This window comes from Streptomyces sp. NBC_00414 (genome assembly GCF_036038375.1).
Classification (GTDB): domain Bacteria; phylum Actinomycetota; class Actinomycetes; order Streptomycetales; family Streptomycetaceae; genus Streptomyces.
Genome location: NZ_CP107935.1, coordinates 9263602 through 9287546, shown reverse-complemented (window position 1 = coordinate 9287546; position 23945 = coordinate 9263602). Strand labels below are relative to the sequence as shown.

Annotated in this window: 18 protein-coding genes and 1 pseudogene; 3 read left to right on the top strand and 16 right to left on the bottom strand. The window is 71.4% G+C overall.

What is annotated here, in order from left to right; translation table 11 throughout:
• Positions 1 to 159 precede the first annotated feature (159 nt).
• The 5 genes from OHS59_RS39870 to OHS59_RS39850 form a co-directional block, all read right to left on the bottom strand.
• Positions 160 to 789: a potassium-transporting ATPase subunit C gene (locus OHS59_RS39870; protein ID WP_328499538.1), complete on the bottom strand. Its 630-nt coding sequence runs from the start codon at positions 787 to 789 to the stop codon at positions 160 to 162.
• A gap of 35 nt (positions 790 to 824) precedes the next feature.
• Complete coding sequence (gene kdpB / locus OHS59_RS39865; RefSeq protein WP_328498190.1) at positions 825 to 2930, bottom strand: potassium-transporting ATPase subunit KdpB; 2106 nt, start codon at positions 2928 to 2930, stop codon at positions 825 to 827.
• 35 nt (positions 2931 to 2965) lie between these two features.
• A complete protein-coding gene (gene kdpA / locus OHS59_RS39860; RefSeq protein ID WP_328498189.1) occupies positions 2966 to 4630 on the bottom strand; it encodes a potassium-transporting ATPase subunit KdpA in 1665 nt (554 codons plus the stop codon).
• Positions 4631 to 4637: 7 nt separating this feature from the next.
• The gene (gene kdpF, locus OHS59_RS39855) at positions 4638 to 4727 is read right to left on the bottom strand and encodes a K(+)-transporting ATPase subunit F (protein WP_328498188.1); all 90 of its coding nucleotides are present in this window, start codon (positions 4725 to 4727) and stop codon (positions 4638 to 4640) included.
• 323 nt (positions 4728 to 5050) lie between these two features.
• Positions 5051 to 5785 (bottom strand): class I SAM-dependent methyltransferase, encoded by a 735-nt coding sequence (locus tag OHS59_RS39850; RefSeq protein ID WP_328498187.1) that lies wholly within the window; start codon positions 5783 to 5785, stop codon positions 5051 to 5053.
• 121 nt (positions 5786 to 5906) lie between these two features.
• Between OHS59_RS39850 and OHS59_RS39845 the strand changes: the two genes are divergently transcribed.
• Positions 5907 to 7490, top strand: a complete 1584-nt coding sequence (locus OHS59_RS39845; RefSeq protein WP_328498186.1) for an alpha-amylase family glycosyl hydrolase — start codon at positions 5907 to 5909, stop codon at positions 7488 to 7490.
• Between the two features lie 75 nt (positions 7491 to 7565).
• On the opposite strand, the gene OHS59_RS39840 is transcribed toward OHS59_RS39845, so the two are convergent.
• The 4 genes from OHS59_RS39840 to OHS59_RS39825 form a co-directional block, all read right to left on the bottom strand.
• Positions 7566 to 8867, bottom strand: coding sequence for an RNA polymerase sigma factor (locus OHS59_RS39840; RefSeq protein ID WP_328498185.1), 1302 nt, complete (start codon positions 8865 to 8867; stop codon positions 7566 to 7568).
• Entirely contained in the window at positions 8864 to 9205 is a 342-nt protein-coding gene (locus tag OHS59_RS39835; RefSeq protein WP_328498184.1) for a YciI family protein, read from the bottom strand. Before OHS59_RS39835 ends, OHS59_RS39840 begins: the two co-directional genes overlap by 4 nt.
• A 134-nt stretch (positions 9206 to 9339) precedes the next feature.
• Positions 9340 to 10572, bottom strand: a complete 1233-nt coding sequence (locus OHS59_RS39830; RefSeq protein ID WP_328498183.1) for a cytochrome P450 family protein — start codon at positions 10570 to 10572, stop codon at positions 9340 to 9342.
• A 128-nt stretch (positions 10573 to 10700) separates the two neighbouring features.
• Positions 10701 to 11888, bottom strand: coding sequence for a flavin-dependent monooxygenase (locus OHS59_RS39825; protein WP_328498182.1), 1188 nt, complete (start codon positions 11886 to 11888; stop codon positions 10701 to 10703).
• Positions 11889 to 12280: 392 nt separating this feature from the next.
• On the opposite strand from OHS59_RS39825, the gene rho reads away from it, so the two are divergent.
• Positions 12281 to 13423: a transcription termination factor Rho gene (rho, locus tag OHS59_RS39820; RefSeq protein WP_328498181.1), complete on the top strand. Its 1143-nt coding sequence runs from the start codon at positions 12281 to 12283 to the stop codon at positions 13421 to 13423.
• Positions 13424 to 13560: 137 nt separating this feature from the next.
• A pseudogene (locus OHS59_RS39815) lies at positions 13561 to 14535 on the top strand (D-alanyl-D-alanine carboxypeptidase family protein); the annotation flags it as partial.
• An 11-nt stretch (positions 14536 to 14546) separates the two neighbouring features.
• Here the strand turns inward: OHS59_RS39815 and OHS59_RS39810 are convergent.
• From OHS59_RS39810 to OHS59_RS39780, 7 genes are all read right to left on the bottom strand, one after another.
• Entirely contained in the window at positions 14547 to 16043 is a 1497-nt protein-coding gene (locus tag OHS59_RS39810; protein WP_328499537.1) for a glycosyltransferase 87 family protein, read from the bottom strand.
• A 14-nt stretch (positions 16044 to 16057) separates the two neighbouring features.
• Entirely contained in the window at positions 16058 to 17464 is a 1407-nt protein-coding gene (gene mptB, locus OHS59_RS39805) for a polyprenol phosphomannose-dependent alpha 1,6 mannosyltransferase MptB (protein WP_328498180.1), read from the bottom strand.
• A 114-nt stretch (positions 17465 to 17578) separates the two neighbouring features.
• Positions 17579 to 18511: a glutaminase gene (locus tag OHS59_RS39800; RefSeq protein WP_328498179.1), complete on the bottom strand. Its 933-nt coding sequence runs from the start codon at positions 18509 to 18511 to the stop codon at positions 17579 to 17581.
• A gap of 598 nt (positions 18512 to 19109) precedes the next feature.
• Positions 19110 to 20510 carry an aspartate ammonia-lyase gene (gene aspA, locus OHS59_RS39795; RefSeq protein WP_328498178.1) on the bottom strand — a complete coding sequence of 467 codons (1401 nt, stop codon included), beginning with the start codon at positions 20508 to 20510 and terminating at the stop codon, positions 19110 to 19112.
• Between the two features lie 64 nt (positions 20511 to 20574).
• Positions 20575 to 21615, bottom strand: coding sequence for an asparaginase (locus OHS59_RS39790; RefSeq protein WP_328498177.1), 1041 nt, complete (start codon positions 21613 to 21615; stop codon positions 20575 to 20577).
• Positions 21612 to 23072 (bottom strand): amino acid permease, encoded by a 1461-nt coding sequence (locus OHS59_RS39785; protein WP_328498176.1) that lies wholly within the window; start codon positions 23070 to 23072, stop codon positions 21612 to 21614. The genes OHS59_RS39790 and OHS59_RS39785 overlap by 4 nt, the downstream gene beginning before the upstream one ends.
• Positions 23069 to 23758 carry a FadR/GntR family transcriptional regulator gene (locus tag OHS59_RS39780; RefSeq protein WP_328498175.1) on the bottom strand — a complete coding sequence of 230 codons (690 nt, stop codon included), beginning with the start codon at positions 23756 to 23758 and terminating at the stop codon, positions 23069 to 23071. Before OHS59_RS39780 ends, OHS59_RS39785 begins: the two co-directional genes overlap by 4 nt.
• Positions 23759 to 23945 lie beyond the last annotated feature (187 nt).

The following is a 23945-nucleotide window of genomic DNA, read 5'->3' as shown; positions in this document are numbered from 1 at the left end:
AGACTAGCGCGGGCCACTGACAACGGCCCGTGACCAGGCGATCAGCCCCCTCGGGCCCCTCCCGACCGCCTCGGCCGTCACCGTCACCGGCACCGGCACCGGCACCGCCTCGGCCGACGTCGACGTCGACGTCGGCCGAGGCCCTTGGTCAGCCCTTGGTCAGCCCTTGGTCAGATCCTTCAGCGCGGTGTTGAGTTCCAGGACGTTCACCCGGGGCTCGCCCATGAAGCCGAGCGTGCGGCCGTCGGTGTACCTGTGCACGAGATGGCGGACCTGGGCCACGGACAGGTCGTTGCGTTCGGCGACCCGGTGCACCTGGAGGTCTGCGTACGCCGGGGAGATGTCCGGGTCCAGGCCGGATCCGGAGGACGTCACCGCGTCCGCGGGGACCTGGGACGGCCTGACCTTGTAGTCGGCCGTCGAGTTGTCCTTGACGACCTTCGCCTTCGCCTCCTTCACCCATGTGATCAGTTCGGCGTTGTCGCCGGAGCGGTTGGTGGCGCCCGAGAGGATCAGCTTGTACTGGGTGTTGACCGAGTTCTCGCCCAGTCCTTCGGCGGGCCTGGGCTGGAAGTAGTCGAGGCCGTAGCCCTGCTGGCCGATCAGCGACGAGCCGACGACCTTGCCGCCCGACGTGATCTCCGACCCGTTGGCCTTCGTGTTGAAGAAGGCCTGGGCGACGCCCGTCACGGCGAGGGGGTAGATCACTCCGCAGACCACGGTGAGGACCAGCAGGGCACGCAGCCCCGCGCCCAGCAGCCGTGCGGTGTTCGTGACCGAGTTGTTCATGACGATCAGCACGCTTTCGAGGGAAGCCAGGGAAGTTACAGCCCGGGGACGAGGGAGATGAGCAGATCGATGATCTTGATGCCGACGAAGGGCGCGACCAGCCCGCCGAGGCCGTAGATCCCGAGGTTGCGGCGCAGCAGCTTGTCCGCGCTCACCGGCCGGTACCGCACTCCGCGCAGGGCGAGCGGCACCAGGGCGATGATGATCAGCGCGTTGAAGACGACCGCGGAGAGGATCGCCGAGTCGGGTGAGGACAGCTGCATGACGTTGAGTTTGTCCAGGCCCGGATAGACCGCCGCGAACAGCGCGGGGATGATCGCGAAGTACTTGGCGACGTCGTTGGCGATGGAGAACGTCGTCAACGCGCCCCGGGTGATGAGGAGTTGCTTGCCGATCTCGACGATCTCGATGAGCTTGGTCGGGTTGGAGTCGAGGTCGACCATGTTCCCGGCCTCCTTGGCGGCCGAGGTGCCCGTGTTCATGGCGACCCCCACGTCCGCCTGGGCCAGCGCCGGCGCGTCGTTCGTGCCGTCGCCCGTCATCGCGACGAGCTTGCCGCCGGCCTGCTCACGCTTGATGAGCGCCATCTTGTCCTCGGGGGTGGCCTCCGCGAGGAAGTCGTCGACGCCCGCCTCCTCGGCGATCGCCCTGGCCGTCAGCGGGTTGTCGCCGGTGATCATGACGGTCTTGATGCCCATGCGGCGCAGTTCGTCGAACCGCTCGCGCATCCCGTCCTTGACGACGTCCTTGAGGTGGACGACACCCAGCACCCGGGCACCCCCGGCGTCCTCGACGGCGACGAGCAGCGGGGTGCCGCCCGCCCCGGAGATCCGGTCGGCCACGGCGGCCGAGTCCTCGGTGACCGTGCCGCCCCGCTCCCGCACCCAGGTGACGACCGAACCGGCCGCCCCCTTGCGGATCCTGCGCCCGTCGACGTCCACTCCCGACATCCGGGTCTGGGCGGTGAAGGTGATCCACTCGGCGTTCACCAGCTCGCCCTGGTGACGCTCGCGCAGCCCGTACCGCTCCTTCGCCAGGACCACGACCGAACGGCCCTCGGGCGTCTCGTCGGCCAGCGAGGAGAGCTGGGCGGCGTCGGCCAGTTCGGCCTCGGTGGCCGCGCCGACGGGCACGAACTCGGCGGCCTGCCGGTTGCCGAGTGTGATGGTGCCGGTCTTGTCGAGCAGCAGCGTGGACACGTCTCCGGCTGCCTCGACCGCCCTGCCGGACATGGCCAGGACGTTGCGCTGGACGAGCCGGTCCATGCCCGCGATGCCGATCGCGGAGAGCAGCGCGCCGATCGTGGTCGGTATCAGGCAGACGAGCAGGGCCACCAGCACGACCATCGTGAGGTGCGTGCCCGCGTAGTCCGCGAACGGCGGCAGCGTGGCCACCGCGAGGAGGAAGACGATCGTCAGCGAGGCCAGCAGGATGTTGAGCGCGATCTCGTTGGGCGTCTTCTGGCGGGCGGCGCCCTCGACCAGGTTGATCATGCGGTCGATGAAGGTCTCACCGGGTTTTGTGGTGATCTTGACGACGACGCGGTCGGACAGCACCTTCGTGCCGCCGGTGACGGCCGAGCGGTCGCCGCCGGACTCGCGGATGACCGGGGCCGACTCCCCCGTGATGGCCGACTCGTCCACGGACGCCACGCCCTCGACGACGTCACCGTCGCCGGGGATGATGTCGCCTGCCTCGCAGACGACCAGGTCGCCGACGCGCAGCTCGGTGCCGGGGACGGGTTCCTCGGCTCGGCCGTCCTTGGACAGCCGGCGCGCGACGGTGTCGGTCTTGGCCTTGCGCAGGGTGTCCGCCTGCGCCTTGCCGCGGCCCTCCGCGACCGCCTCCGCCAGGTTGGCGAAGACGACGGTCAGCCAGAGCCAGGCGCTGATCGTCCAGCCGAACCAGTCACCCGGGTCCTTGAACGAGAAGAGCGTCGTCAGGACCGAGCCGACCAGCACCACGAACATCACGGGCGACTTGACCATCACCCGCGGGTCGAGCTTGCGGAAGGCGTCCGGCAGCGACTTGACCAGCTGCTTCGGGTCGAAGAGACCCGCGCCGACCCGGCCTTCGCCGGTGGTTCCGCGCCCGGTCGGTACATCGCTGTGCGGCGCCCGGGTCGGAGTGACTGTGGACATGGAGCCCTCTTCCGGCAGTGAGTCCGTACGGGGTGTCATGACGCCAGCCCCTCGGCGAGCGGGCCCAGCGCGAGCGCCGGGAAGTACGTCAGACCGGTGATGACGAGGATCGCGCCGACCAGCAGCCCGGTGAACAGCGGTTTGTCGGTGCGCAGGGTGCCCGCGGTCTCGGGCACGGGCTTCTGCCCGGCGAGCGAGCCGGCCAGCGCGAGGACGAACACCATGGGCAGGAACCGGCCGAGCAGCATGGCCAGCCCCAGGGTGCTGTTGAACCACTGGGTGTCCGCGTTCAGACCGGCGAAGGCCGAGCCGTTGTTGTTGGCCGCGGACGTGTAGGCGTACAGGATCTCGGAGAAGCCGTGCGCCCCGCTGTTCGTCATCGAGTTGCCCGGGGTCGGCAGGGCCATGGCGGCGGCGGTGAACACGAGCACCACGGCCGGGGTGATGAGGATGTACAGGGCCGCGAACTTGATCTCGCGGGTGCCGATCTTCTTGCCCAGGTACTCGGGGGTGCGGCCGACCATCAGACCGGCGATGAACACCGCGATGATCGCCATGATCAGCATCCCGTAGAGGCCGGAGCCGGTGCCACCGGGCGCGATCTCGCCGAGTTGCATGCCCAGCATGGTGATGCCGCCGCCCAGTCCCGTGAACGAGGAGTGGAAGGAGTCCACGGCGCCGGTCGAGGTCAGGGTCGTGGACACCGCGAAGATCGACGAGGCGCCGACGCCGAAGCGGGTCTCCTTGCCCTCCAGCGCGCCGCCCGCGAGGTCGAAGGCCGGGCCGTGGTGGGCGAACTCGGTCCACATCATCAGGGCGACGAAGCCGACCCAGATGGTGGCCATGGTGGCGAGGATCGCGTAGCCCTGCTTCAGGCTGCCGACCATCCGGCCGAAGGTCCGCGTGAGCGAGAAGGGGACGACCAGGAGCAGGAAGATCTCGAAGAGGTTCGAGAAGGGGGTGGGGTTCTCGAAGGGGTGGGCGCTGTTGGCGTTGAAGTAGCCGCCGCCGTTGGTGCCGAGTTCCTTGATGGCCTCCTGGGAGGCGACCGCGCCGCCGTTCCACTGCTGCGAGCCGCCCGAGAACTGTCCGACCTCGTGGATGCCGGAGAAGTTCTGGATCACTCCGCAGGCGACCAGGACGATCGCGGCGACCACGGACAGCGGTATCAGGATGCGGACGACTCCGCGGACGAGGTCCGCCCAGAAGTTGCCCAGGTCACCGTCACGGGAGCGCGCGAAGCCTCGTACGAGAGCGACGGCGACCGCGATACCGACGGCCGCGGAGACGAAGTTCTGGACGGCCAGACCGGCGGTCTGCACGACGTGGCCCATGGCCTGTTCGCCGTAGTAAGACTGCCAGTTGGTGTTCGTGACGAAGGAGACGGCGGTGTTGAACGCCTGGTCCGGGTCGATCGAGGAGAAGCCCAGCGAACCGGGCAGGACCCCCTGCAGACGCTGCAGCAGGTACAGGAAAAGCACACCGGCGGCGGAGAAGGCGAGGACTCCGCGCAGGTACGCGGGCCAGCGCATCCCGGTGTCCGGGTCGGCGCCGATGCCCTTGTAGATCCACTTCTCGACACGCAGATGCCTGTCCGAGGAGTAGACCCGGGCCATGTGGTCACCGAGGGGGCGGTGGACGAGTGCCAGCGCCGCTATGAGTGCCAGCAACTGGAGAATGCCGGCGAGTACGGGGCTCATGCTGTGCTCAGAACCTCTCGGGGAACACAAGGGCGACGATGAGATAGCCCAGCAGGGCGACGGCCACGATCAGGCCGACTACGTTCTCGGCGGTCACAGCTTCGTCACCCCCTTGGCGACGAGGGCCACCAGCGCGAAGACCGCGATCGTGATGACGACGAAGGCCACATCGGCCATCGTGAGCTCCTGGATGAGGTGCGGGACGCGGTGCCGGTGCCCTGGTGGACTGCGCCAGTGGCCCGGTCGAACGCTTTGACGTTCTGAGCAAACATCTGCCGGAAGCGCCGGCGGCGCTCGTTGACGGCTCCCATACGCCGCTCGGCACGCTCTTGACGGTTCTCATACGCCAGTGCGAAGTGCCGTCGTGGATCTCGGACCCGGAGGGGGCCCGAAGCGGGGCCCGGAACGGCCCCGGAGTGGTTAAACCGCTGGTCCGGGCCTCGTGGCCAGCACCATGCGGCAGCGCGGGCTGCCGTCGCTCCTGCGACCGAACTCGGGGAGGGCGTGCAGCTCGGCCGTGAAGCCGGCGCGGGCCAGTTCCCGCCGCACGTCACCGAGCCGGAACTCCCGGTAGTACATGACGAACGGGGGACGCCACACCGCGTTCCGCACCTTCATCACCGCGTCGAAACCGAGCATGGCCAGGTGGCCGCGCGAGCCGGGGCGGGCCGGTGCCACGATCGGGAAGGCGAACCGCCCGCCGGGCCGCAGCACCGAGTGGACCTGCGCGAACAGGCCCGGCAGCTCGCGGGGCAGGAAGTGCCCGAACGCCCCGAAGCTCACCACCAGGTCGAAGACCGGGCCGAACGGCAGCGCACGGGCGTCGCCGCGCACCCAGGCGGCGGGCGGCCCGCCCGGCCTCTCCCGGCGCCTCGCCACGGCGAGCATGCCCGCGCTGATGTCGACGCCGGTGACGCGCTCCCGGCACACCGTTCCCAGCACGTCCATGCCCGCGCCGGTGCCGCAGCACAGGTCGAGCCCGCTCCCGAACGGCCCGAGGCCCGTCAGAGCCCGCGAGACGGACCGCAGGAACGAGTCCGGCGTACGGAACGGGGTGTGGTCGAACTTCGGTGCGAGCAGGTCGTAGCCGTGCTCGACGGACGACAGCGCCTGCACGGTGAGCTCGCGGAACGTGGGACCTTCCGGGGTGAACATCGCCGATCAGCTTAGGCCGTCCCGCTCGGGCCCGGGCCATGGCGCGGCCTTTCGGACGGCCCGCCGCGCTGTCACCCTCGACAGGGAAGACGTTCCGTCCAGGGAAAGGCGTACCCGCCCCATGAGCTCCTTCCGTCCCGCACCCGCCTGGCTGGCCGACGCGGTCTTCTACCAGATCTACCCGCAGTCGTTCGCGGACTCGAACGGCGACGGGATCGGCGACTTCGACGGCATCGCCGAGCGGCTGGACCATCTGGCCTGGCTCGGGGTGAACACCGTCTGGCTGAACCCGTGCTTCGCCTCGCCGTTCGGGGACGCCGGGTACGACGTCTCCGACTATCTGAACGTGGCCCCGCGCTACGGCTCGAACGACGACCTCGCCAAGCTCGTCGACGCGGCGGGCCGCCGCGGGATCCGCGTACTCCTCGATCTGGTCGCGGGACACACCTCGGACCGGCACCCGTGGTTCACGGCGTCGGCGAACGACCCCGGGGACCACCGCTACATCTGGGCGCCGGAGGGCAGTCCGGACGGTTTCGTGGCCTCGCCCGGCAGCCGGCCGGGGTCGTACCTGCCGAACTTCTTCGCCTTCCAGCCCGCCCTCAACTTCGGTTACGCCCGGCTGAGTCCGGCCGAGCCCTGGCGTCAGCCGGTGGACGCGGAGGGTCCGCGCGCCAACCGTGCGGCACTGCGCACGATCATGGACCACTGGCTGGGCCTCGGTCTGTCGGGCTTCCGCGTCGACATGGCCGCCTCTCTCGTCAAGGACGACCCGGACAAGGCGGAGACGAGCGGGATCTGGACGGAGCTGCGCCACTGGCTGGACCGTTCGCACCCGGAGGCGGTGATCCTCTCGGAGTGGGGCGAGCCGGAGGTGTCCGTCCCGGCGGGGTTCCACACGGACTTCTTCCTCCAGTTCGGCGGCCCCTCGGACGGCCTGGCGCTGCGTTCGCTGTGGAGCAACGGCTCCGGGACCGTGAACGTGGACTGGGATCCGCTCGACTGCTTCTTCGACCCGAGCGGCAAGGGCTCGCCGCGCCCCTTCGTGGAGGCCTGGCAACAGGCGTCCACGGCTCTCGGTGACAGTGGCTTCATCTCGCTGCCGACCGCCAACCACGACTTCTCGCGCCTCAACTGCGGTCCGCGTTCGGCCGAGCAGCTCCCGGTCGCCTTCGTGTTCCAGCTGACCTGGCCCACCCTGCCCGCCATCTACTACGGCGACGAGATCGGCATGCGCTACATCCCGGACCTGCCCGACACCGAGGGCAGTGTGCTCGGCCCCCGCTACAACCGCGCCGGCTCCCGTACGCCGATGCAGTGGGACGACGGCCCGAACGCCGGTTTCTCGACGTCCGAGCACCCCTATCTCCCGGTCGACCCGGCCCCCGACCGCCCCACGGTCGCCGCCCAGCGCGCCGACGACACGTCCCTCCTGCATCTCGTACGCCGGCTCATCGCCCTGCGCACCTCGGCCCCCGAACTCGGGCCGGGCGGTTCGGTGGAGGTCGTGCACGCGGGCTACCCCTTCGTGCACGTACGCGGCGGGAGGTATCTCGTCGTCGTCAACCCCCGTGAGGAACGCACGAGTTGCCCTCTCGGGGACTTCCGGCCCGGCCGGGCCGTCGAGGCGTCCGGTGTCGTCGCCGACGGCGGCACGGTCACCGCGGAGGCGTTCGGGTACGGGATCTTCGAGCTGAACCGGTAGCCGAAAGGCCCCGTGGCGGCCCCGGCTCAGCCGCCCAGCCGGAGTCCCGCGCGCCAGATGTCAGGGCCGCCTCCCTCACCGTGGCCGCGGGCCCGATCGACACTCCGCGAGCCGCTTGTTCAGAAAGCGCCGCTCGGCGTCGTTCGCCACCAGTTCCAGCGCCTGTCCGTACGCCGCAGTGGCCTCCTCCAGGCGTCCCGCGCGCCGCAGGAGGTCCGCCCGGGTGGCCGGGAGCAGGTGATAGTCCGCCAGCTCCCCGCTCTCCTCCAGGTCCGCGACGAGGGCCAGTCCTGCTTCCGGGCTCTCGGCCATGCCTACGGCCACCGCGCGGTTGAGGCGTACGACGGCGGACGGCAGCCGGCGTTCCAGTTCCCCGTACAGTCCGGCGATGTCGGCCCAGTCCGTGTCCTGTGCCGTGGCCGCGGTGGTGTGACAGGCCGCGACGGCCGCCTGGATCTGGTACGGGCCCGGCCGCCCCCGGCGCAGCGCGGTCTCCAGCAGGGCGGCGCCCTCCTCGATCTCCGCCCGGTCCCATGCCGTGCGGTCCTGGTCCTCCAGCGTGACGAGGTCCCCGGCCGCGTCCACGCGGGTGCCGCGCCGGGCGTCGTGCAGCAGCAGAAGCGCGAGCAGGCCGAGCGCCTCGGGCTCGTCGGGCATGAGGCGGGCCAGCACCCGGGCCAGCCGGACGGCCTCCGAGCAGAGGTCCGTACGCATCAGGTCGGCGCCGGACGACGCCGCGTACCCCTCGTTGAACAGCAGGTACACCACGCCCAGTACCCCCGTCGTGCGTTCGGGGAGCAGATGCGCGGGCGGCACCCGGTACGGGATCCCGGCGTTACGGATCTTGCGCTTGGCCCGGACGAGGCGCTGCGCCATCGTCGCCTCGGGGACGAGGAAGGCGTGGGCGATCTCGGGCGTGGTGAGCCCCGCGAGGGTGCGCAGGGTCAGGGCGACCCGGGCCTCGACGGTCAGCGCGGGATGGCAGCAGGTGAAGATCAGCCGCAGCCGGTCGTCCGACACCCCGCTGTCGTCGTCGGAGTCCGGGTCGTGCGGGCCGGTGGATCCGCCGTCCCGTTCCAGCATCGCGACCTCCCGCAGTTTCGCCGCGCCCACGGCCTCCCGGCGCAGGACGTCCATGGCACGGTTGCGCGCGGTCGTGGTCAGCCAGGCGCCGGGGCGGCGCGGCACTCCGTCGCGCCGCCACCGGTCGAGGGCCTGGGCGAAGGCGTCCTGCGCGCACTCCTCGGCGAGGTCCCAGTCGCCGGTCACCCGGATCAGGGTGGCGACGACCTGGCCCCATTCCTCGCGGAAGGCGGCGGCGACGGCCTCCTCGGCACCGTCCGCCCCTTCACTGTGCGCCTCTTCGTCGTCGTTCATTCCCAGACCGGCCGTACCTCCACCGATCCGCCGCCCAGCGCGGCCGGATGGCGGGAGGCGAGCGCGATGGCCTCGTCGAGGTCGGCGACCTCGATGATGTCGAAGCCCGCGATGTACTCCTTGGTCTCCGCGAACGGGCCGTCGCTGAGCAGCACTTCGTCACCCTGGACGCGAACGGTGGTGGCGTCGGCGGCCGGCCGCAGCCGCGCGCCGCCCTTCACGACCCCGCTGCCGCGCACCCGGTCGATGTACGAGGTGAAGCGGGGGTCCTCGGCGATCTCCTCGGGGCTCAGCTCCTCGCCGCCGACGGGCGTGCAGATGAACATCACGTACTTCATGTTTCCTCCCGGTATTCAGAGGCGGTATGCAGGGGCCGGTACGCAGAGGTCCCTGCACCCCACCGACGAACGGACCGGGGCCCGATCGACACACTGTCCATGATTGCTCCGGCGGACCGGGGTCACCTCCGGGATCACACCTGTGGTGACGTCGGTGGTGACACCTGTACGGGGAGTGCCCGGACGCTGTTGCCCACGAAGCTGGAGTGGCGGGCGAGGTCCGCTTCGGGGACGGCGAGGTCGAGGTCGGGGAAGCGCGTGAACAGGCGTTCCAGGGCGATGGCGGACTCCATACGGGCCAGTGGGGCGCCCAGGCAGTAGTGGGCGCCGTGGCCGAGGGACAGCTGCCGGGCGGCGCCGGGCCTTGCGGGCCTGGTGACGTCGAAGAGATCGGCGTCCGGGCCGTGCGCGGCCGGGTCGCGGCCCGCGGCCGAGTAGCCCGCGAGGACGGGTGTGCCCCGGGGTATCACGGTGCCGTCGACGGTCAGGTCGTCGACCGGGTAGCGGAAGGGGAAATAGCTGACCGGCGCGTCCCAGCGCAGTGTCTCCTCGACGACGTCGGCCCAGCTCGCCCCGCCCCGCACGACCCGCTCCAGCTGATCGCGGTGGCCGCACAGGGCGCGCACGGCGTTGGTGATGAGGTTCAGCGTGGTCTCGTGCCCGGCGATGCTCATCAGCACCAGGGTGCCGAGGAGTTCCTCGTGGCTGAGCCGGTCGCCGTCCTCGTCGCGGGCGGTGATCAGCGCGCTGGTGAGGTCGTCGCCCGGCCGCTCGGTCCTGGCCTCGACGACCGCTCCCAGCACGGCCACCAGTTCCCGGTTGGCGGCGAGGGCCCGCTCGGGGCCGATGTCGGTGGCGACGACCTGGTTGGAGAGGTGGTGGAGACGGTCACGGAACTCGGCGTCCACGCCCAGCAGTTCGCCGATGACGCCCATCGGCAGCGGCAGCGCGAAGTGCGCGCGCAGGTCGGCGACTCCCCCGCCGTCCCGGGCCGCGCGCTCCAGATCGTCGAGCAGTCCGGCGGTCAACTCCTCGATGCGCGGGCGCAGTTCTTCGACCCGCCGGGCGGTGAACGCCTTGCTGACCAGTGAGCGCAGCCGCCGGTGGTCGTCGCCGTCCGCGGTGGTCATGCCCCGTACCGTCGCGAAGGTCGCGAGGGGCCAGCCGGCGGCGATGCGCCCTTCCCTCAGTGCGGTGAAGTGCTGGGCGTTCTTGGCGACTTGGGGGTGTGCGAGGAACTCCTTCAGTGCCTCGTGTCCCAGTACCGCCATGCCGTCCACCGCACCGGGCAGGACGACGGAGGCCACGGCACCGCGCGCCAGAAGGCGCGCGTTGTCGGCGTGCGGGCAACCACCGGCGGGGTCCATGCGATGCGGCGCTCCTGACGCACCGGATGCGCCGGACGCGCCAGGCGTGACGGGCGTTGCGGTCGGTGGTTCGGCTGCCGTGTCCAACGCGATCTCCTGACTACCGTGTGGACGGCAGTCGGAGGCCGTCACAGGAAGGGGGTGCCCGGGTCGACGCCCGAGAGTACGCGGCCGTAGATCTCCAGGTTGGTGGCGGGGTTGACGAAGGAGTGCAGACACAGGGCCTGGATGTCGCGGACGATCCGCTGCACGGGCACGTCCCGCTGGAGGGAGGAGGCGCCGGCGGCCGAGGCGAGCAGATCGACGGCCTCCTTGCAGAGCCGGGTGGCGTAGCCGCTCTCGGCGCGGATCCTGGCGCGTTCGAGCGGGGTGTACGAGCGGCCGTCACGGGCCTTCGCCTCGATCTCGTCGACCATCCGCACGACCACCAGTTCGGCCGCGGAGATCCTCATCTGCGCCTCGGCTGCCTGGAGATGGGTGACGGTGGCCTCGTTCTGCCGCTCGTAGAAGGTGTACGTGATGCCGCGCCGGTGGATCCGCTCACCGAACTCCGTCATCGCCGCCCGCCCCATGCCCAGCGCCGCCGACGCCGCCCAGGCGCAGAACAGCAGCAGCACGGGCATGCGGTAGAAGGGGTCGTCGGCGTTGGCCTTCGACGGGGTCTGCCCGGCGAGCATCGGCCCGACCGGCAGCACCCGGTGCGCGGGAACGGGAATGTTCCGGGCCATGACCGTGTTGCTGCCAGTACCGGCGAGACCTGTGGCGTCCCAGTCGTCGAGGATCTCCAGCTCGGACATCGGCACCGCGACCCACACCATCTCCGGCGGCCCCTCCTGGGGCTGTCCGTCGGGCGGCACGACCGCGGCCGTCAGCAGATGCCAGTCCGCGTGGTGACAGCCGGTCGCGAAGCCCGAGGCACCGTCCACCCGATAGCCCCCGTCGTACGGCACCGCCGTGGCGCCGGGGACGAGCGTGCCGCCGATCCTGACATCGGGACCGGCCGGCCCGGTGAAGAAGTCGTCCTGCGCCTCGTCGGGAAAGAGCGCCGCGATGTACGAGACTCCCGCGTGACCGAGTGTCACCCACGCCGTGGAGGCGCATTCGAGGGCGATCTCGGCGAAGGCGTCGACCTGGGCGCGCAGCGGGGACTGGTAACCGCCGTACCGCGCGGGGACGTTCATCCGGAGCACACCGGTGCCGCTCAACGCGGCGACCACCTCGTCCGGCACCCGCCGAGCGCGCTCGGCGCGCAGCGCGTTCTCCCTGATCAGCGGCCGCAGTTCCCGTACACGTTCGACGATCCCGGCATCGACCATGCCGACCACCGTGGCGCGAGGCACCACCTCTGTCAACGGCCCGGGATCCGGCCGCTCCCCCTCCACCGGAGGAGACAGTGCTACAGTGCCATCAGCACTTGTGTACGCCTCCTTTCAGGCGCCGGTGCCGATTTCCTCTCACTCAGCTGATCCGCCCGTCGATCTCCGACCGGCACAGCAGCTTCTTCTCAGCACCACCTCTCTCCGTACGGCACACATGTCATGTACGGCCACGGGTCCGTCTCTTTTTCGACGGTACGCGGCGCGAGAGGTGACGCATCCGCCGTGCAGGGCGTGCCGACACCGCCCCTGCTCCGGCCTCTCCCCCAACTCCATGACCACGTCCGCATGAACCCCGTGCACGTGAATCCGTCCGCGAAAGGACACCCATCATGACCACCACACTCGAACGCCCGCCCACTCCCGTCACACAGGAGCAGGCCACCGGCGTACTCGACATCACCTCGAACGGGCAGGGCCACCTGCGCGCCGAGAACCTGCTCCCCGGAGCATCCGACCTTCAGGTCTCCTCCGCCCTGATCCGCCGTCACGGCCTGCGCAAGGGCGACCGCGTCGAAGGACCGCGCGGCCGGCAGCGCGCCCTCACCGAGATCGAACGGGTCAACGGCCGGCCCGCCGACGAGACGCGCGGCCGTCCGCACTTCCGTGACCTGACCCCGCTGCACCCGCGTGAGCGGCTGCGGCTCGAACACCCCGCGGGCGGTCTGACCACCCGCCTCGTCGACCTGGTGGCGCCGATCGGCAAGGGCCAGCGCGGCCTGATCGTCGCCCCGCCCAAGACCGGCAAGACCGTGCTGCTCCAGCAGCTGGCCGCCGCCGTCGCCGGGAACCACCCCGAGGCCCACCTGATGGTGGTGCTCCTCGACGAACGCCCCGAGGAGGTGACCGACATGCGCCGGTCCGTTCGCGGTGAGGTGTTCGCCTCCACCTTCGACCAGAGCCCCAAGCAGCACATCGCGCTCGCCGAGCTGGCCGTCGAGCGTGCCAAGCGGCTCGTCGAGGCGGGCCAGGACGTCGTGATCCTCCTCGACTCGCTCACCCGGCTGTGCCGGGCCCACAACAACGCGGCCGCATCGGGTGGCCGCACCCTCAGCGGCGGTGTGGACGCGGCGTCGCTGCAGGGGCCCAAGCGGCTCTTCGGCGCCGCGCGCCTCGCCGAGGAGGGCGGCTCGCTCACCATCATCGCCACGGCTCTTGTGGACACCGGCTCGCGTGCCGACGACTACTACTTCGAGGAGCTCAAGAGCACCGGCAACATGGAGCTGCGACTGGACCGCACCCTCGCGTCCCGCCGCGTCTTCCCCGCCGTCGACATCACCCCTTCCGGCACCCGCCGCGAGGAACTGCTCGTCCCGGCAGGCGAATTGACGGCCGTACGGGGCCTGCGACGCGCCCTGCACTCCCGTGGTGACGGCCAGGCCGGCCTGGAGACCCTGCTGGACCGGATGCGGCAGACCCCGAACAACGCGACCTTCCTCAGGCAGGTCCAGCAGACGGTGCCGGGCAGCCAGTAAGCGGGCAGTGGACACCAGGAAGCAAGAGCCGGTGACATCTGCCGGGCTCCTGCATCCGCTGCGGCATCCGGGTGTTCGACAGCTCCGTTCGGCCGGGGCTGCCCGCCTCGCGACCTGCGCGTTCCTACGTTTGCGGTATGACCATCGGACTCCCTGCCCGCACGGCCGTCTCCTGCTCCGTCCTCTGCGTCGTCGGAGCACTCGCCCTCGCACCGGGACCGGTCGCGGCTCTCGGCGGGGCGCGCACGACCGCCCCCGGGCCCCTCATCGGGACGGGCGGCGCACATACCGGGCCCACTCCGAGCACCGCCAATCCACCGCCTTCACCCCTTTCCCCGCCCTCTTCGCCTTCCCCGCCTTCCCTGCCTTCCCCGCCCTCGGCGCTGGACCGTCCCGGGACACAGGTCCGGCTCCGGGCCGGAGCACCCGGCGTGCCGCGGGACATCTCCGCGCGGTCGTGGCTGGTGGCCGACGCCGACACCGGCGAAGTGCTCGCGGCAGCCAACGCCCACCTCGCACTGCCGCCCGCCAGCACGCTGAAGACCCTTTTCGCGGTGACCGTGCTCCCGGTGCTGCCCCCGGCGGTCCGGCACACCGTCGCCGAGTCGGACCTTGCGGGCATCGGCCCCGGCAGCAGCCTGGTCGGAGTCCGCGCGGGGCGTACCTACCGGGCGTCCGACCTGTGGCGGGGCGTCTTTCTGAACTCCGGCAACGACGCCGTCCACGTACTCGCCGAGATGAACGGCGGCTGGCAGGCGACGGCCGCCCAGATGCAGGCCAAGGCGCAGGCGCTGGGCGCCCGTGACACCCGGGTCGTCTCACCCGACGGCTACGACATGCCCGGGCAGGTGTCTTCCGCGTACGACCTGGCCGTCTTCGGGCGCGCGGGGCTCCGCAACACCGACTTCGTGCGCTACTGCGCCACCGTCCGTGCGAAGTTCCCGGGCGACGGCTGGGCGTACGAGATCCAGAACACCAACCGGCTGCTGACCGGTGCCGACGGGGTCGCGCCCTATCCGGGGCTCATCGGCATCAAGAACGGCTCCACCTCCCAGGCCGGCAGCACGCTCGTCGCCGCCGCGCGCCGTGGCGGTCACACCCTCGTCGTCACGGTGATGAACCCTCAGGAAGGCGGCGGGTTCGCCGTGTACGAGGAGGCGCGCTCGCTGCTCGACTGGGGTTTCGAGGCCATCGGCCGGGTCGATCCGGTCGGGTCGCTGCTGCCCCGTGCCGTGTCGCGGGCCAAGGCGGCTCCGACGGCCGGAGCGCGGTCGGGCCCGGATCCGGCGGCCGGTCCGGCGGCGCGTGCGGGCACGGCCGCCACCGATGGCTCCGACGGTTCTCGTGGCGCAGACCGCTCAGACCGCTCAGGTGGCTCCGGTGGCTGGCTGCTGCCGGCCGGGACGCTCGCGGGCGCCGCCGCTCTCGGCGCGGGTGCCGTGGCACTGGCCCTGCGCCTCCACGGCCGGCGGTCCACCCGGGACTGACCGACGGGCAGCCCGAGCAGCAGCCCCAGAGTGATCCACACGTACGTGTTCCCGCCGACGAAGCCGTCGATGCCCGACGCGTCGTCGACCCACAGCCACACGACGCTGCTGCACAGCAGGACGTACATGCCTCCGGCGAGCCACAGCAGCCGCCTGCGCCGCAGGCCCGCCTCGGCCAGGATCGCCAGCGAGGGCAGCACCCAGACCAGGTGGTGCACCCAGGTGACGGGGCTGACGAGACAGGCGGCCAGGCCGGTGAGGGCGAAGGCGCCGAGGACGTCGCCCGCCGCGAGGGCCCGGCGCGCACGCCACGCCCACACCCCGAGGACGGCGAGCGCCGACAGCGCCCAGACGGCGCGGCTCGGCTCGGCGGGATCGGCCAGCCTGGCCAGTACGCCTTGCAGCGACTGGTTGGAGACGTAGGCGAGGCGGCCGATACGGGCCGTGTCCCAGACCGCGTCCGTCCAGTAGAAGCGGGAGGCGTCCGGAGCGGCCAGGGCGGCGAACGCGGTGGCGGCCACCGCCACCCCTGTGGCGGTGACCGCCGCACGCGGGCGTCGGGCGAGCAGCAGCAGGACGATGAAGATCGCGGGCGTGAGTTTCACCGCGGCGGCGAGACCGATCCCGACTCCGGCCCAGCGGCCGCGGCCGGCCGCGATCAGCCGGGCGTCGGCGAGGACGAGGGCCAGCAGCAGGAGGTTGACCTGGCCGAAGCTGAAGGTGTCGCGGACGGGTTCGAGGAGGGCGAGCAGACAGACGCCCACGGCGATCCCGAACAGGCCGTACCGGCGCAGGCGGCGCCCGGTCAGCACGTACAGGGTGTGCAGGACGAAGGCCGTCGCGGCGAGGTTGAGCAGCAGGCCGACGGCGATCGCGGTGTGCAGTCCGAGCAGGGCCATCGGCAGCATGCCGACCGCCGCGAACGGCGGATACGTGAAGCCGTACGTCGTCCCCGGCACCCGGTAGTCGTAGAGGTGGCCGCCGTGGTGGATCCAGGCGTCGACGGCTCCGTGGTAGACGCGCAGGTCGAACCAGTCCCGCAGCAGTGGCACGGTCGCGGTGAAGACGGTCACGGCGCCGGCCAGGACGAGGACGAACAGCACCCGTCCCCGGTCGGTGTGCGGCATCCTCATGCCGTCCGGCGGCCTCATGCCGTCCGCCCCGGGACGGGCGCTTTCGACGCCTGGTGCGCCTGCCAGAGGACGACCAGCGCGAGCATCCCGCCCGACACCGCCAGGGCCAGCTGCTCACTGTCGGGCGGCCCACCGCTGGGCAGGACACCGAGGGCGAGGACCCCGGTCACGGCGGCCACCCGGTGGCGTACGGACGCACTGCGCGCCCCCGCGGCGATGAGGAACAGGCCCCACAGGGCGTACCAGGGCCGGACGGCCGGGCCGAGCACGGCCACCGCCGCCAGGCTGAGGCCGAGCGCGTAGACGGGGCTGACTCGGGGGCGGCGCAGCCAGACCACCGCGACGACCACGGCGGTGAGTACGAGGCCGAGGGCGTGCCAGGCGGGCAGCGCGTACGGGGCGAGATCGCTGCCCAGGCCCCGGAGGATGTCGCCGGTTGCCCGGCCGAGGAGGCTGGTGGGCGACCAGTTGTGCGGGGACACGGGTGTCTTCAGCGCGGCGATCCAGCCGTACCCCGTACCGGCCGCGGCGGTCGCGGCGACGGTGGTGGCGAGGGCGGCGATCGCGGTGGTGACGAGGGACTTCACCATGCTCCGCCCGGCGCGCACCTGAAGGGCCACGACGGCCGCCAGGCCCAGCACGGCGGGGGCCTTGACCAGTGCGGCCAGGGTGACGAGGACGGCGCCCAGGACGGGCCTGCGGCCGAGGGCGGCCACCAGGCCCGCGCCGAGCAGGCCCAGCATGATGGCGTCGTTGTGGGCTCCGGCCACCAGGTGCAGCAGCACGAGCGGGTTGAGCGCGCCGAGCCACAGGGCGGCGGCGGGGTCGGCGCCGCTGTGCCGGGCGAGCCTCGGCAGCGCTGCCGCCATGAGCGCCACGCCGAGCAGCGCGACGACCCGCATCCCGAACAGCCCGGCCGGCACCTCGCCCCGCGTCAGCCCGGACAGCGCGGAGGCCACGGCGAGGAAGACGGGCCCGTACGGGGTCGCGGTCCGCCGCCACACCGGCGCCACCTCGTCGGCGAGCGGGCCGCCGAGCATCGCGGGTCCGTGCGTGTACACGTCGATGTGCGCGTCGACCATCGCGCCCTGCGCCAGATAGCTGTAGACGTCCCGGCTGAACAGGGGCGGAGCGAGCAGCAGAGGAATCGCCCACACCGCGAGCACGACCAGCAGCGCACGGGGCGTCGGCGGCTCGGGACCGCGGATCACCCGCCCCAGCAGGGCCCATGCGGCGATCAGCAGCACGACCCCGAAGTACACGCCGACCAGGCCGAGCGCCGCCCGTCCGGACGCGAGCGACGGCAGTTCCCGTACGGGCAGGGCGCCGGCACTCTCGCCGCCCGCCGCGAGGACGACCGAGCCCGCGAGCCCGAGCAGCTGACAGCGACGCAGATCGACGGAGAAACCCTTGGCCAACACTCGGCAAGCGTGTCAACGCGGGATGGCCGGAAGGCGACGCGCCTGTCTCTGAGCGGCAGCCACAGCATGACCGCCGTCTTACCGGGTCGGGGGCTGACTGATCGGCGCGGCTTCTCAGAACACCGAGAGGCCGGTGATGGTGGTGAAGCGGTCCAGGGCGGCCACGCCGGCCACCGAGTTGCCGTGTCCGTCCAGGCCGGGGCTCCAGGCGCAGAGCGTGCAGCGGCCGGGGACGACGGCGATGACTCCGCCGCCGACGCCGCTCTTGCCCGGCAGGCCCACGCGGTAGGCGAACTCGCCCGCCGCGTCGTACGTGCCGCAGGTGAGCATGACCGCGTTGACCTCCTTGGCCTGGCTCATCGTCAGGAGGCGGGTGCCGTCGGAGCGGATGCCGTGGCGGGCGAGGAAGCCGGTGGCCAGGGCGAGGTCGGCGCAGGACGCCTCGACGGAGCACTGGCGGAAGTACTCGTCGAGCAGGACCGGGACGGGGTTGCCGATGTTTCCGTAGGCGGCCATGAAGTGGCCGAGCGCGGCGTTGCGGTCGCCGTGGGCGGACTCGGAGGCGGCCACGTCCTCGTTGATGGCGAGGTCGTCGTTGCCGCTCTCCGCGCGCAGGAAGTCGAGGAGCGTGCCTGCCGCGTCGCCCGTCTGGGTGTGGAGGCGGTCGGTGACGACAAGGGCGCCCGCGTTGATGAAGGGGTTGCGGGGGATGCCGTTCTCGTACTCCAGCTGGACGAGCGAGTTGAAGGGGTTGCCGGAGGGCTCGCGGCCGACGTGTTCCCAGAGCTCGTCCGCTTCTCGGGCCAGGTCCAGGGCGAGGGTGAAGACCTTGGTGATGGACTGCGTGGAGAAGGGCTGCCGCCAGTCGCCGACGCCGTAGACCGTGCCGTCCAGCTCCGCGACGGCCATGCCGAACCGCCGCGGGTCGCAGGCCGCGAGTGCCGGGATGTAGTCGGCGGGGCGGCCGCGGTCGGCCAGGTCCTTCATCTCGGCGGCGATGCGGTTGAGAACCGGCTGAAAGGTCAGGGACGAGCTCATGATCACCATTGTGCCGTCGGTGGGGTGCGGGTGGGTCGTGACTGACCGCGCCGTTCCCCGCGCCCCTGGGTGGGAGGGGGCAGGGGGGTGGACACCGTGCGGGTCCGTGGGGACTGGGTGCGCCGTTCCCCGCGCCCCTAGGTGAGTGAGTGCAGGGGCGTGGACACCGTGCGGGTCCGTGGGGACTGGGTGCGCCGTTCCCCGCGCCCCTAGGTGAGTGAGTGCAGGGGCGTGCACACCGTGCGGGTCCGTGGGGACTGGGTGCGCCGTTCCCCGCGCCCCTAGGTGAGTGAGTGCAGGGGCGTGCACACCGTGCGGGTCCGTGGGGGTTGCTCGCGCCGTTCCCCGCGCCCCTAAGGGGTGAGGGCTGGGGGCGTGTGCAGCGCGGGTTTGTGGGGGCTGGGCGCGCAGTTCCCCGCGCCCCTGGGTGCGGCTGCGGGGACCGGTCCCGCTCCGACCCACCCAGGGGCGCGGGGAACTGCGCAGCCAGCCCCGGACGACCCGCAGGTCACCTCACACGTCAGCCCGTACATACCCAGGGGCGCGGGGAACGGCGCGGGCAACCCCCATCGGCCGCCACACGGCGCGCACCCGAGCCACCCGCCCCCTACGGGATCACCCGCGTCCCCGCCAGCACCTCCGGACGGAGCAGCGTCGCCAGGCGGTCCGCCGGGAGCAGGCCCTTTTCCAGGACCAGTTCCGCCACCCCCCGCCCCGTGGCGAGCGCTTCCCGCGCGATCTCCGTCGCGGCCGAGTACCCGATGTACGGATTGAGCGCGGTCACCAGCCCGATCGAGTTCTCGACCGCCGCCCGCAGCACCTCCGTGTTCGCGGTGATCCCCACGACACACCGCTCGGCGAGCGTCAGACAGGCGGCCCGCAGATGCGTGATGCTCTCGGACAGCGAGTGCAGAATGACCGGCTCGAACGCGTTCAGCTGAAGCTGCCCCGCCTCCGCCGCCATCGTGATGGTGACGTCGTTGCCGATCACCTCGAAGGCGACCTGGTTGACCACCTCGGGAACCACCGGGTTCACCTTGCCGGGCATGATGCTCGAACCGGCCTGCACCGGCGGCAGGTTGATCTCGTTCAGCCCGGCCCGCGGCCCGGACGACAGCAGCCGCAGGTCGTTGCAGACCTTGGACAGCTTCACCGCGATCCGCTTCAGCACCCCGGACATCTGGACGAACGCCCCGCAGTCCTGGGTCGCCTCGACCAGATTCGCCGCGGTCACCAGCGGCAGCCCGGTGATGTCCGAGAGGTGCCGGCGCGCCGCCTCCGCGTACCCGGCGGGCGCGTTGAGCCCGGTCCCGATCGCCGTCGCGCCCAGATTGATCTCGTGGACCAGTTCGACGGCCTCCGCGAGCCGGCTGCGGTCCTCGTCCAGCATCACCGCGTACGCCGAGAACTCCTGCCCGAGCGTCATCGGCACGGCGTCCTGCAGCTGCGTACGCCCCATCTTCAGCACATCGCGGAACTCGACCGCCTTGGCCGCGAAGGCGTCCTGGAGGACGGACATCGCGTCGAGGAGCCCCCGCACCGCGAACACCGTGGCGACCTTGACGGCCGTCGGGTACACGTCGTTGGTCGACTGCCCGAGGTTGACGTGCTCGTTCGGGTGCAGGAACGCGTACTCGCCCTTGGTGTGCCCGAGCAGCTCGAGCGCGCGGTTGGCGACGACCTCGTTGGCGTTCATGTTCGTCGAGGTGCCGGCCCCGCCCTGGATGACGTCGACGACGAACTGGTCGTGCAGCTTCCCCTGCCGGATCTCCCGGCAGGCCTCGACGATCGCGGCCGCGGTCCGGGGTTCCAGCAGGCCGAGTTCCTCGTTGGCGAGGGCGGCGGCCTCCTTGACCGCGGCGAGCGCGTCGATCAGGTGCGGGTACGCGGAGATCGGCGTACCCGTGATGGGGAAGTTCTCCTTGGCGCGCAGGGAGTGGACCCCCCAGTACGCCTCGGCGGGGACGTCACGGTCGCCGAGCAGGTCGTGCTCACTGCGGACGGTCATGTCGGTGCGGGTCTTCTTTCCGGGGTCTGGAGGTGGAGAGGGGCTGACGCGCGGACCGGGCGGCCTACGCCGCCGCCGGGGGCTCGGTGAGCGGGTCGAGCGCGCGGGTCGGCCGGATGTGGCCCACCACCGCGCCGCCCCCGAGGAGCGGCGCCCCGGCGAACTCGGCGAGCGCGGCCGGGTCGACGCCGGCGCGGGCGAGGGCCGCCGCGGTGACCGGTACGCGTGCGCGGTCCGCGCCGTCGGAGATCTTCACGGCGACGGCCCGGCCGTCCGGCAGGGCCGCGACCTGTACGCCCTCGAAGCCGTCCTTGGAGAGCAGCCCGGGTACGGCACGCATCAGCGCGGCGACGTCCCGGCCGGAGCCGGACGCCATCTCGGCGTGCTCGCGCATCGCGTCGGCGACCCGCGCCTCGGGAGTGCCCGGCGGGGCCGTCGTGATCCGGGCCGCGGCGCGTGCGAGGCCGTGCAGCGAGACGGCGAACAGCGGGGCCCCGCAGCCGTCGACCGTGACCTGCGCGACGGCCTGCCCGGTCAGGTCCTCGACGATCTCCGCGATCGCCTGCTGGAGCGGATGCGCGGGGTCGAGGTAGTCGTCGAGCGACCAGCCGTTCAGGCGTGCCGTGTACAGCATCGCGGCGTGCTTGCCCGAGCAGTTCTGGGCGAGCCTCGACGGGAGTCGCCCGGCGCGGATCCAGTCCTCCCGGACGACCGGGTCGAAGGGCAGGTCGGGGACGTTGCGCAGGTCGTCCTCGGTGAGTCCGGCGAGTTCGAGGATCCGCCGGGTGCCGGAGAGGTGGCGTTCCTCGCCGGAGTGGCTGGCGGCGGCCAGGGAGAGCAGGTCGCCTTCGAGGGGCAGCCCGGCCCGCACCATCGCCACGGCCTGCACGGGCTTGAGTGCCGAGCGCGGGTAGAAGGCCGCCTCGATGTCACCGATCTGCAGTTCCACGCTTCCGTCGGCGGCCAGCACGACCACCGAGCCGTAGTGGATGCCCTCGATGACACCGCCGCGTACGAGATGGGCGACGGGCGCGTGCAGCGGCTCCCGTACGGAGGGGGCCGCGGCGAGCGAACTCCCGGACCCGGGAAGGGCGTTGAGGCTCATGCGTCCACCTGGCCGTCGCGCAGGGCGGTGACCCGGCGGCGTACGCCGTACCAACCGGCCACCAGCGCCGCCACGATCAGCGGGAGGCACAGGACCGTCGTACGGCCCGCTCCCCCGTCGGCGTACATGAGGACCAGGACGGAGGCGAGGAAGAAGAGGGTCACCAGCTCGGTCCAGGGCGAGCCCGGCAGCCGGTAGCCCGGGCGGTCCACCTCGCCCTCCTCGGACTTCCGCCAGAACTGCAGATGACAGATCATGATCATGCCCCAGGTGGCGAGGATGCCGAGCGCGGCGAAGTTGAGGACGATCTCGAAGGCGTCGGCGGGAACGACGAAGTTGAGCCCGACACCGAGTACGCAGATACCGCTGGTCAGCAGGATTCCGCCGTACGGGACCTGGCTGCGGCTCATCACGGAGGTGAACCTGGGCGCCGAGCCGGACATCGACATGGAGCGCAGGATGCGGCCGGTCGAGTAGAGCCCGGAGTTGAGGCTGGACATGGCGGCGGTCATCACGACCAGGTTCATCACGCCGCCCGCCGCCGGGATGCCGATGTTGGAGAGCACGGTCACGAACGGGCTCTCCCCGGCGGTGTACTTGTTCCAGGGCAGCAGCATGGACAGCAGCAGCACCGAGCCGACGTAGAAGAGACCGACGCGCCACATGATCGAGTTGATGGCCTTCGGCAGGATCTTCTCGGGGTTCTCCGTCTCGCCCGCCGCGACGCCGACCAGTTCGACGGAGGCGTACGCGAAGACGACACCCTGGACGATCAGCAGCATCGGCAGCAGGCCGTTGGGGAAGAGGCCGCCGTTGTCGGTGATGAGGGAGGGGCCGGGGGTGGCTCCGTCGACGGGCTGCTGGGTGACCAGCACGAAGATGCCGATCAGCATGAAGGCGACGAGCGCGCCGACCTTGACGATGGCGAACCAGAACTCCAGCTCGCCGAAGATCTTCACCGAGATGAGGTTCACGGTGAGCACGACCGCGAGGGCGATCAGGGCGATCACCCACTGGGGGATGTCGGAGAACATGCCCCAGTAGTGGGTGTAGGTGGCGACCGCGGTGATGTCGGCGACGCCGGTGGTCGCCCAGTTCAGGAAGTACATCCAGCCCGCGGTGTAGGCGCCCTTCTCGCCGAGGAACTCCCGGGCGTACGACACGAAGGCGCCGGATGACGGCCGGTACAGGACGAGCTCGCCGAGGGCGCGGACGACGAGGAAGGCGAAGACTCCGCAGACGGCGTAGGCGAGGAAGAGGGACGGGCCCGCCTCGGCGAGCCGGCCGCCGGCGCCGAGGAAGAGCCCGGTGCCGATGGCCCCGCCGATGGCGATCATGTTGACGTGCCGGGACTTCAGGGACTTGCTGTATCCCGCGTCACCGGCGTCGACATGGCCGCTCTTCCTCCTCTTCCCCTCCGCCGGCTGCGTCTGTTCTTCGAGGGACTGCTCGCTCACGCCTTGGTTCCGCCTTCTGTGGGGGTGCCCGCGGGGTCGGTGCGCTCGGGGCGCACGATCGCGGTGAGGGTCGTCTCGACGCGGTCGAGGTGGTGTGCCATGGCGTCGGTCGCGTCGGACGCGCTGCCGTCGACGAGGGCCTCGACGATGGCGCGGTGTTCACGGTTGGACTGCTCACGACGGCCGCCCAGCTCGGTGAGGAACGCGGACTGCCGGGCCAGCGCGTCCCGGATCTCCTCGATCACCCGGCGGAAGACCGGGTTCTGGGCGGCCTGCGCCACGGCGAGGTGGAAGAGCGTGTCCATGGCGACCCACGCGGTGGTGTCCCGCTCGCGCTCCATCCGTTCGAGGAGATGGGCCAGGTGGTCGAGGTCCTCGGGTGTCCGGCGCACGGCGGCGTATCCGGCCACCGGGATCTCGACATGCCGGCGGACCTCCATCAGGTCACTGGCCGTGTAGTCGCCGAAGGTGGGGTCCTCGACGATCCCGGCCGACACGACGAACGTGCCCTTGCCGGTCCGGGACACGGTCAGTCCCATGGTCTGCAGGGCGCGCAGGGCCTCCCGCAGTACAGGCCTGCTGACCTCCAGCCGTCGGCACAGCTCCGCTTCGGAGGGCAGCTTGTCCCCCACGGCGTACTCACCGCGCTCGATGGCACCACGAAGATGCCCGAGCACGGCTTCCATCGCACTGATACGCCTCGGCACGGAGCCAGCTGTCTGGCTGTCTGACAGGTTCACGTGGGTGATCCTGCGGGGCGCGGAAGGCGACTGTCAAGGCCCGCAGTCCGGCGTCACACCGGCGACCGGTCCCCCGTGCCCGGAGATGGGCCCGGCGACCACGTTCGGACGGCAGCCCGGATACGGCCTTCGC

Coding starts and splice junctions, on each gene's coding strand:
- OHS59_RS39870 (WP_328499538.1), bottom strand. CDS start 789: ATGAACAACTCGGTCACGAACACCGCACGGCTGCTGGGCGCGGGGCTG.
- kdpB (WP_328498190.1), bottom strand. CDS start 2,930: ATGTCCACAGTCACTCCGACCCGGGCGCCGCACAGCGATGTACCGACC.
- kdpA (WP_328498189.1), bottom strand. CDS start 4,630: ATGAGCCCCGTACTCGCCGGCATTCTCCAGTTGCTGGCACTCATAGCG.
- OHS59_RS39850 (WP_328498187.1), bottom strand. CDS start 5,785: ATGTTCACCCCGGAAGGTCCCACGTTCCGCGAGCTCACCGTGCAGGCG.
- OHS59_RS39845 (WP_328498186.1), top strand. CDS start 5,907: ATGAGCTCCTTCCGTCCCGCACCCGCCTGGCTGGCCGACGCGGTCTTC.
- OHS59_RS39840 (WP_328498185.1), bottom strand. CDS start 8,867: ATGAACGACGACGAAGAGGCGCACAGTGAAGGGGCGGACGGTGCCGAG.
- OHS59_RS39835 (WP_328498184.1), bottom strand. CDS start 9,205: ATGAAGTACGTGATGTTCATCTGCACGCCCGTCGGCGGCGAGGAGCTG.
- OHS59_RS39830 (WP_328498183.1), bottom strand. CDS start 10,572: ATGGACCCCGCCGGTGGTTGCCCGCACGCCGACAACGCGCGCCTTCTG.
- OHS59_RS39825 (WP_328498182.1), bottom strand. CDS start 11,888: ATGGTCGATGCCGGGATCGTCGAACGTGTACGGGAACTGCGGCCGCTG.
- rho (WP_328498181.1), top strand. CDS start 12,281: ATGACCACCACACTCGAACGCCCGCCCACTCCCGTCACACAGGAGCAG.
- OHS59_RS39810 (WP_328499537.1), bottom strand. CDS start 16,043: ATGAGGATGCCGCACACCGACCGGGGACGGGTGCTGTTCGTCCTCGTC.
- OHS59_RS39800 (WP_328498179.1), bottom strand. CDS start 18,511: ATGGTGATCATGAGCTCGTCCCTGACCTTTCAGCCGGTTCTCAACCGC.
- aspA (WP_328498178.1), bottom strand. CDS start 20,510: ATGACCGTCCGCAGTGAGCACGACCTGCTCGGCGACCGTGACGTCCCC.
- OHS59_RS39790 (WP_328498177.1), bottom strand. CDS start 21,615: ATGAGCCTCAACGCCCTTCCCGGGTCCGGGAGTTCGCTCGCCGCGGCC.
- OHS59_RS39780 (WP_328498175.1), bottom strand. CDS start 23,758: ATGGAAGCCGTGCTCGGGCATCTTCGTGGTGCCATCGAGCGCGGTGAG.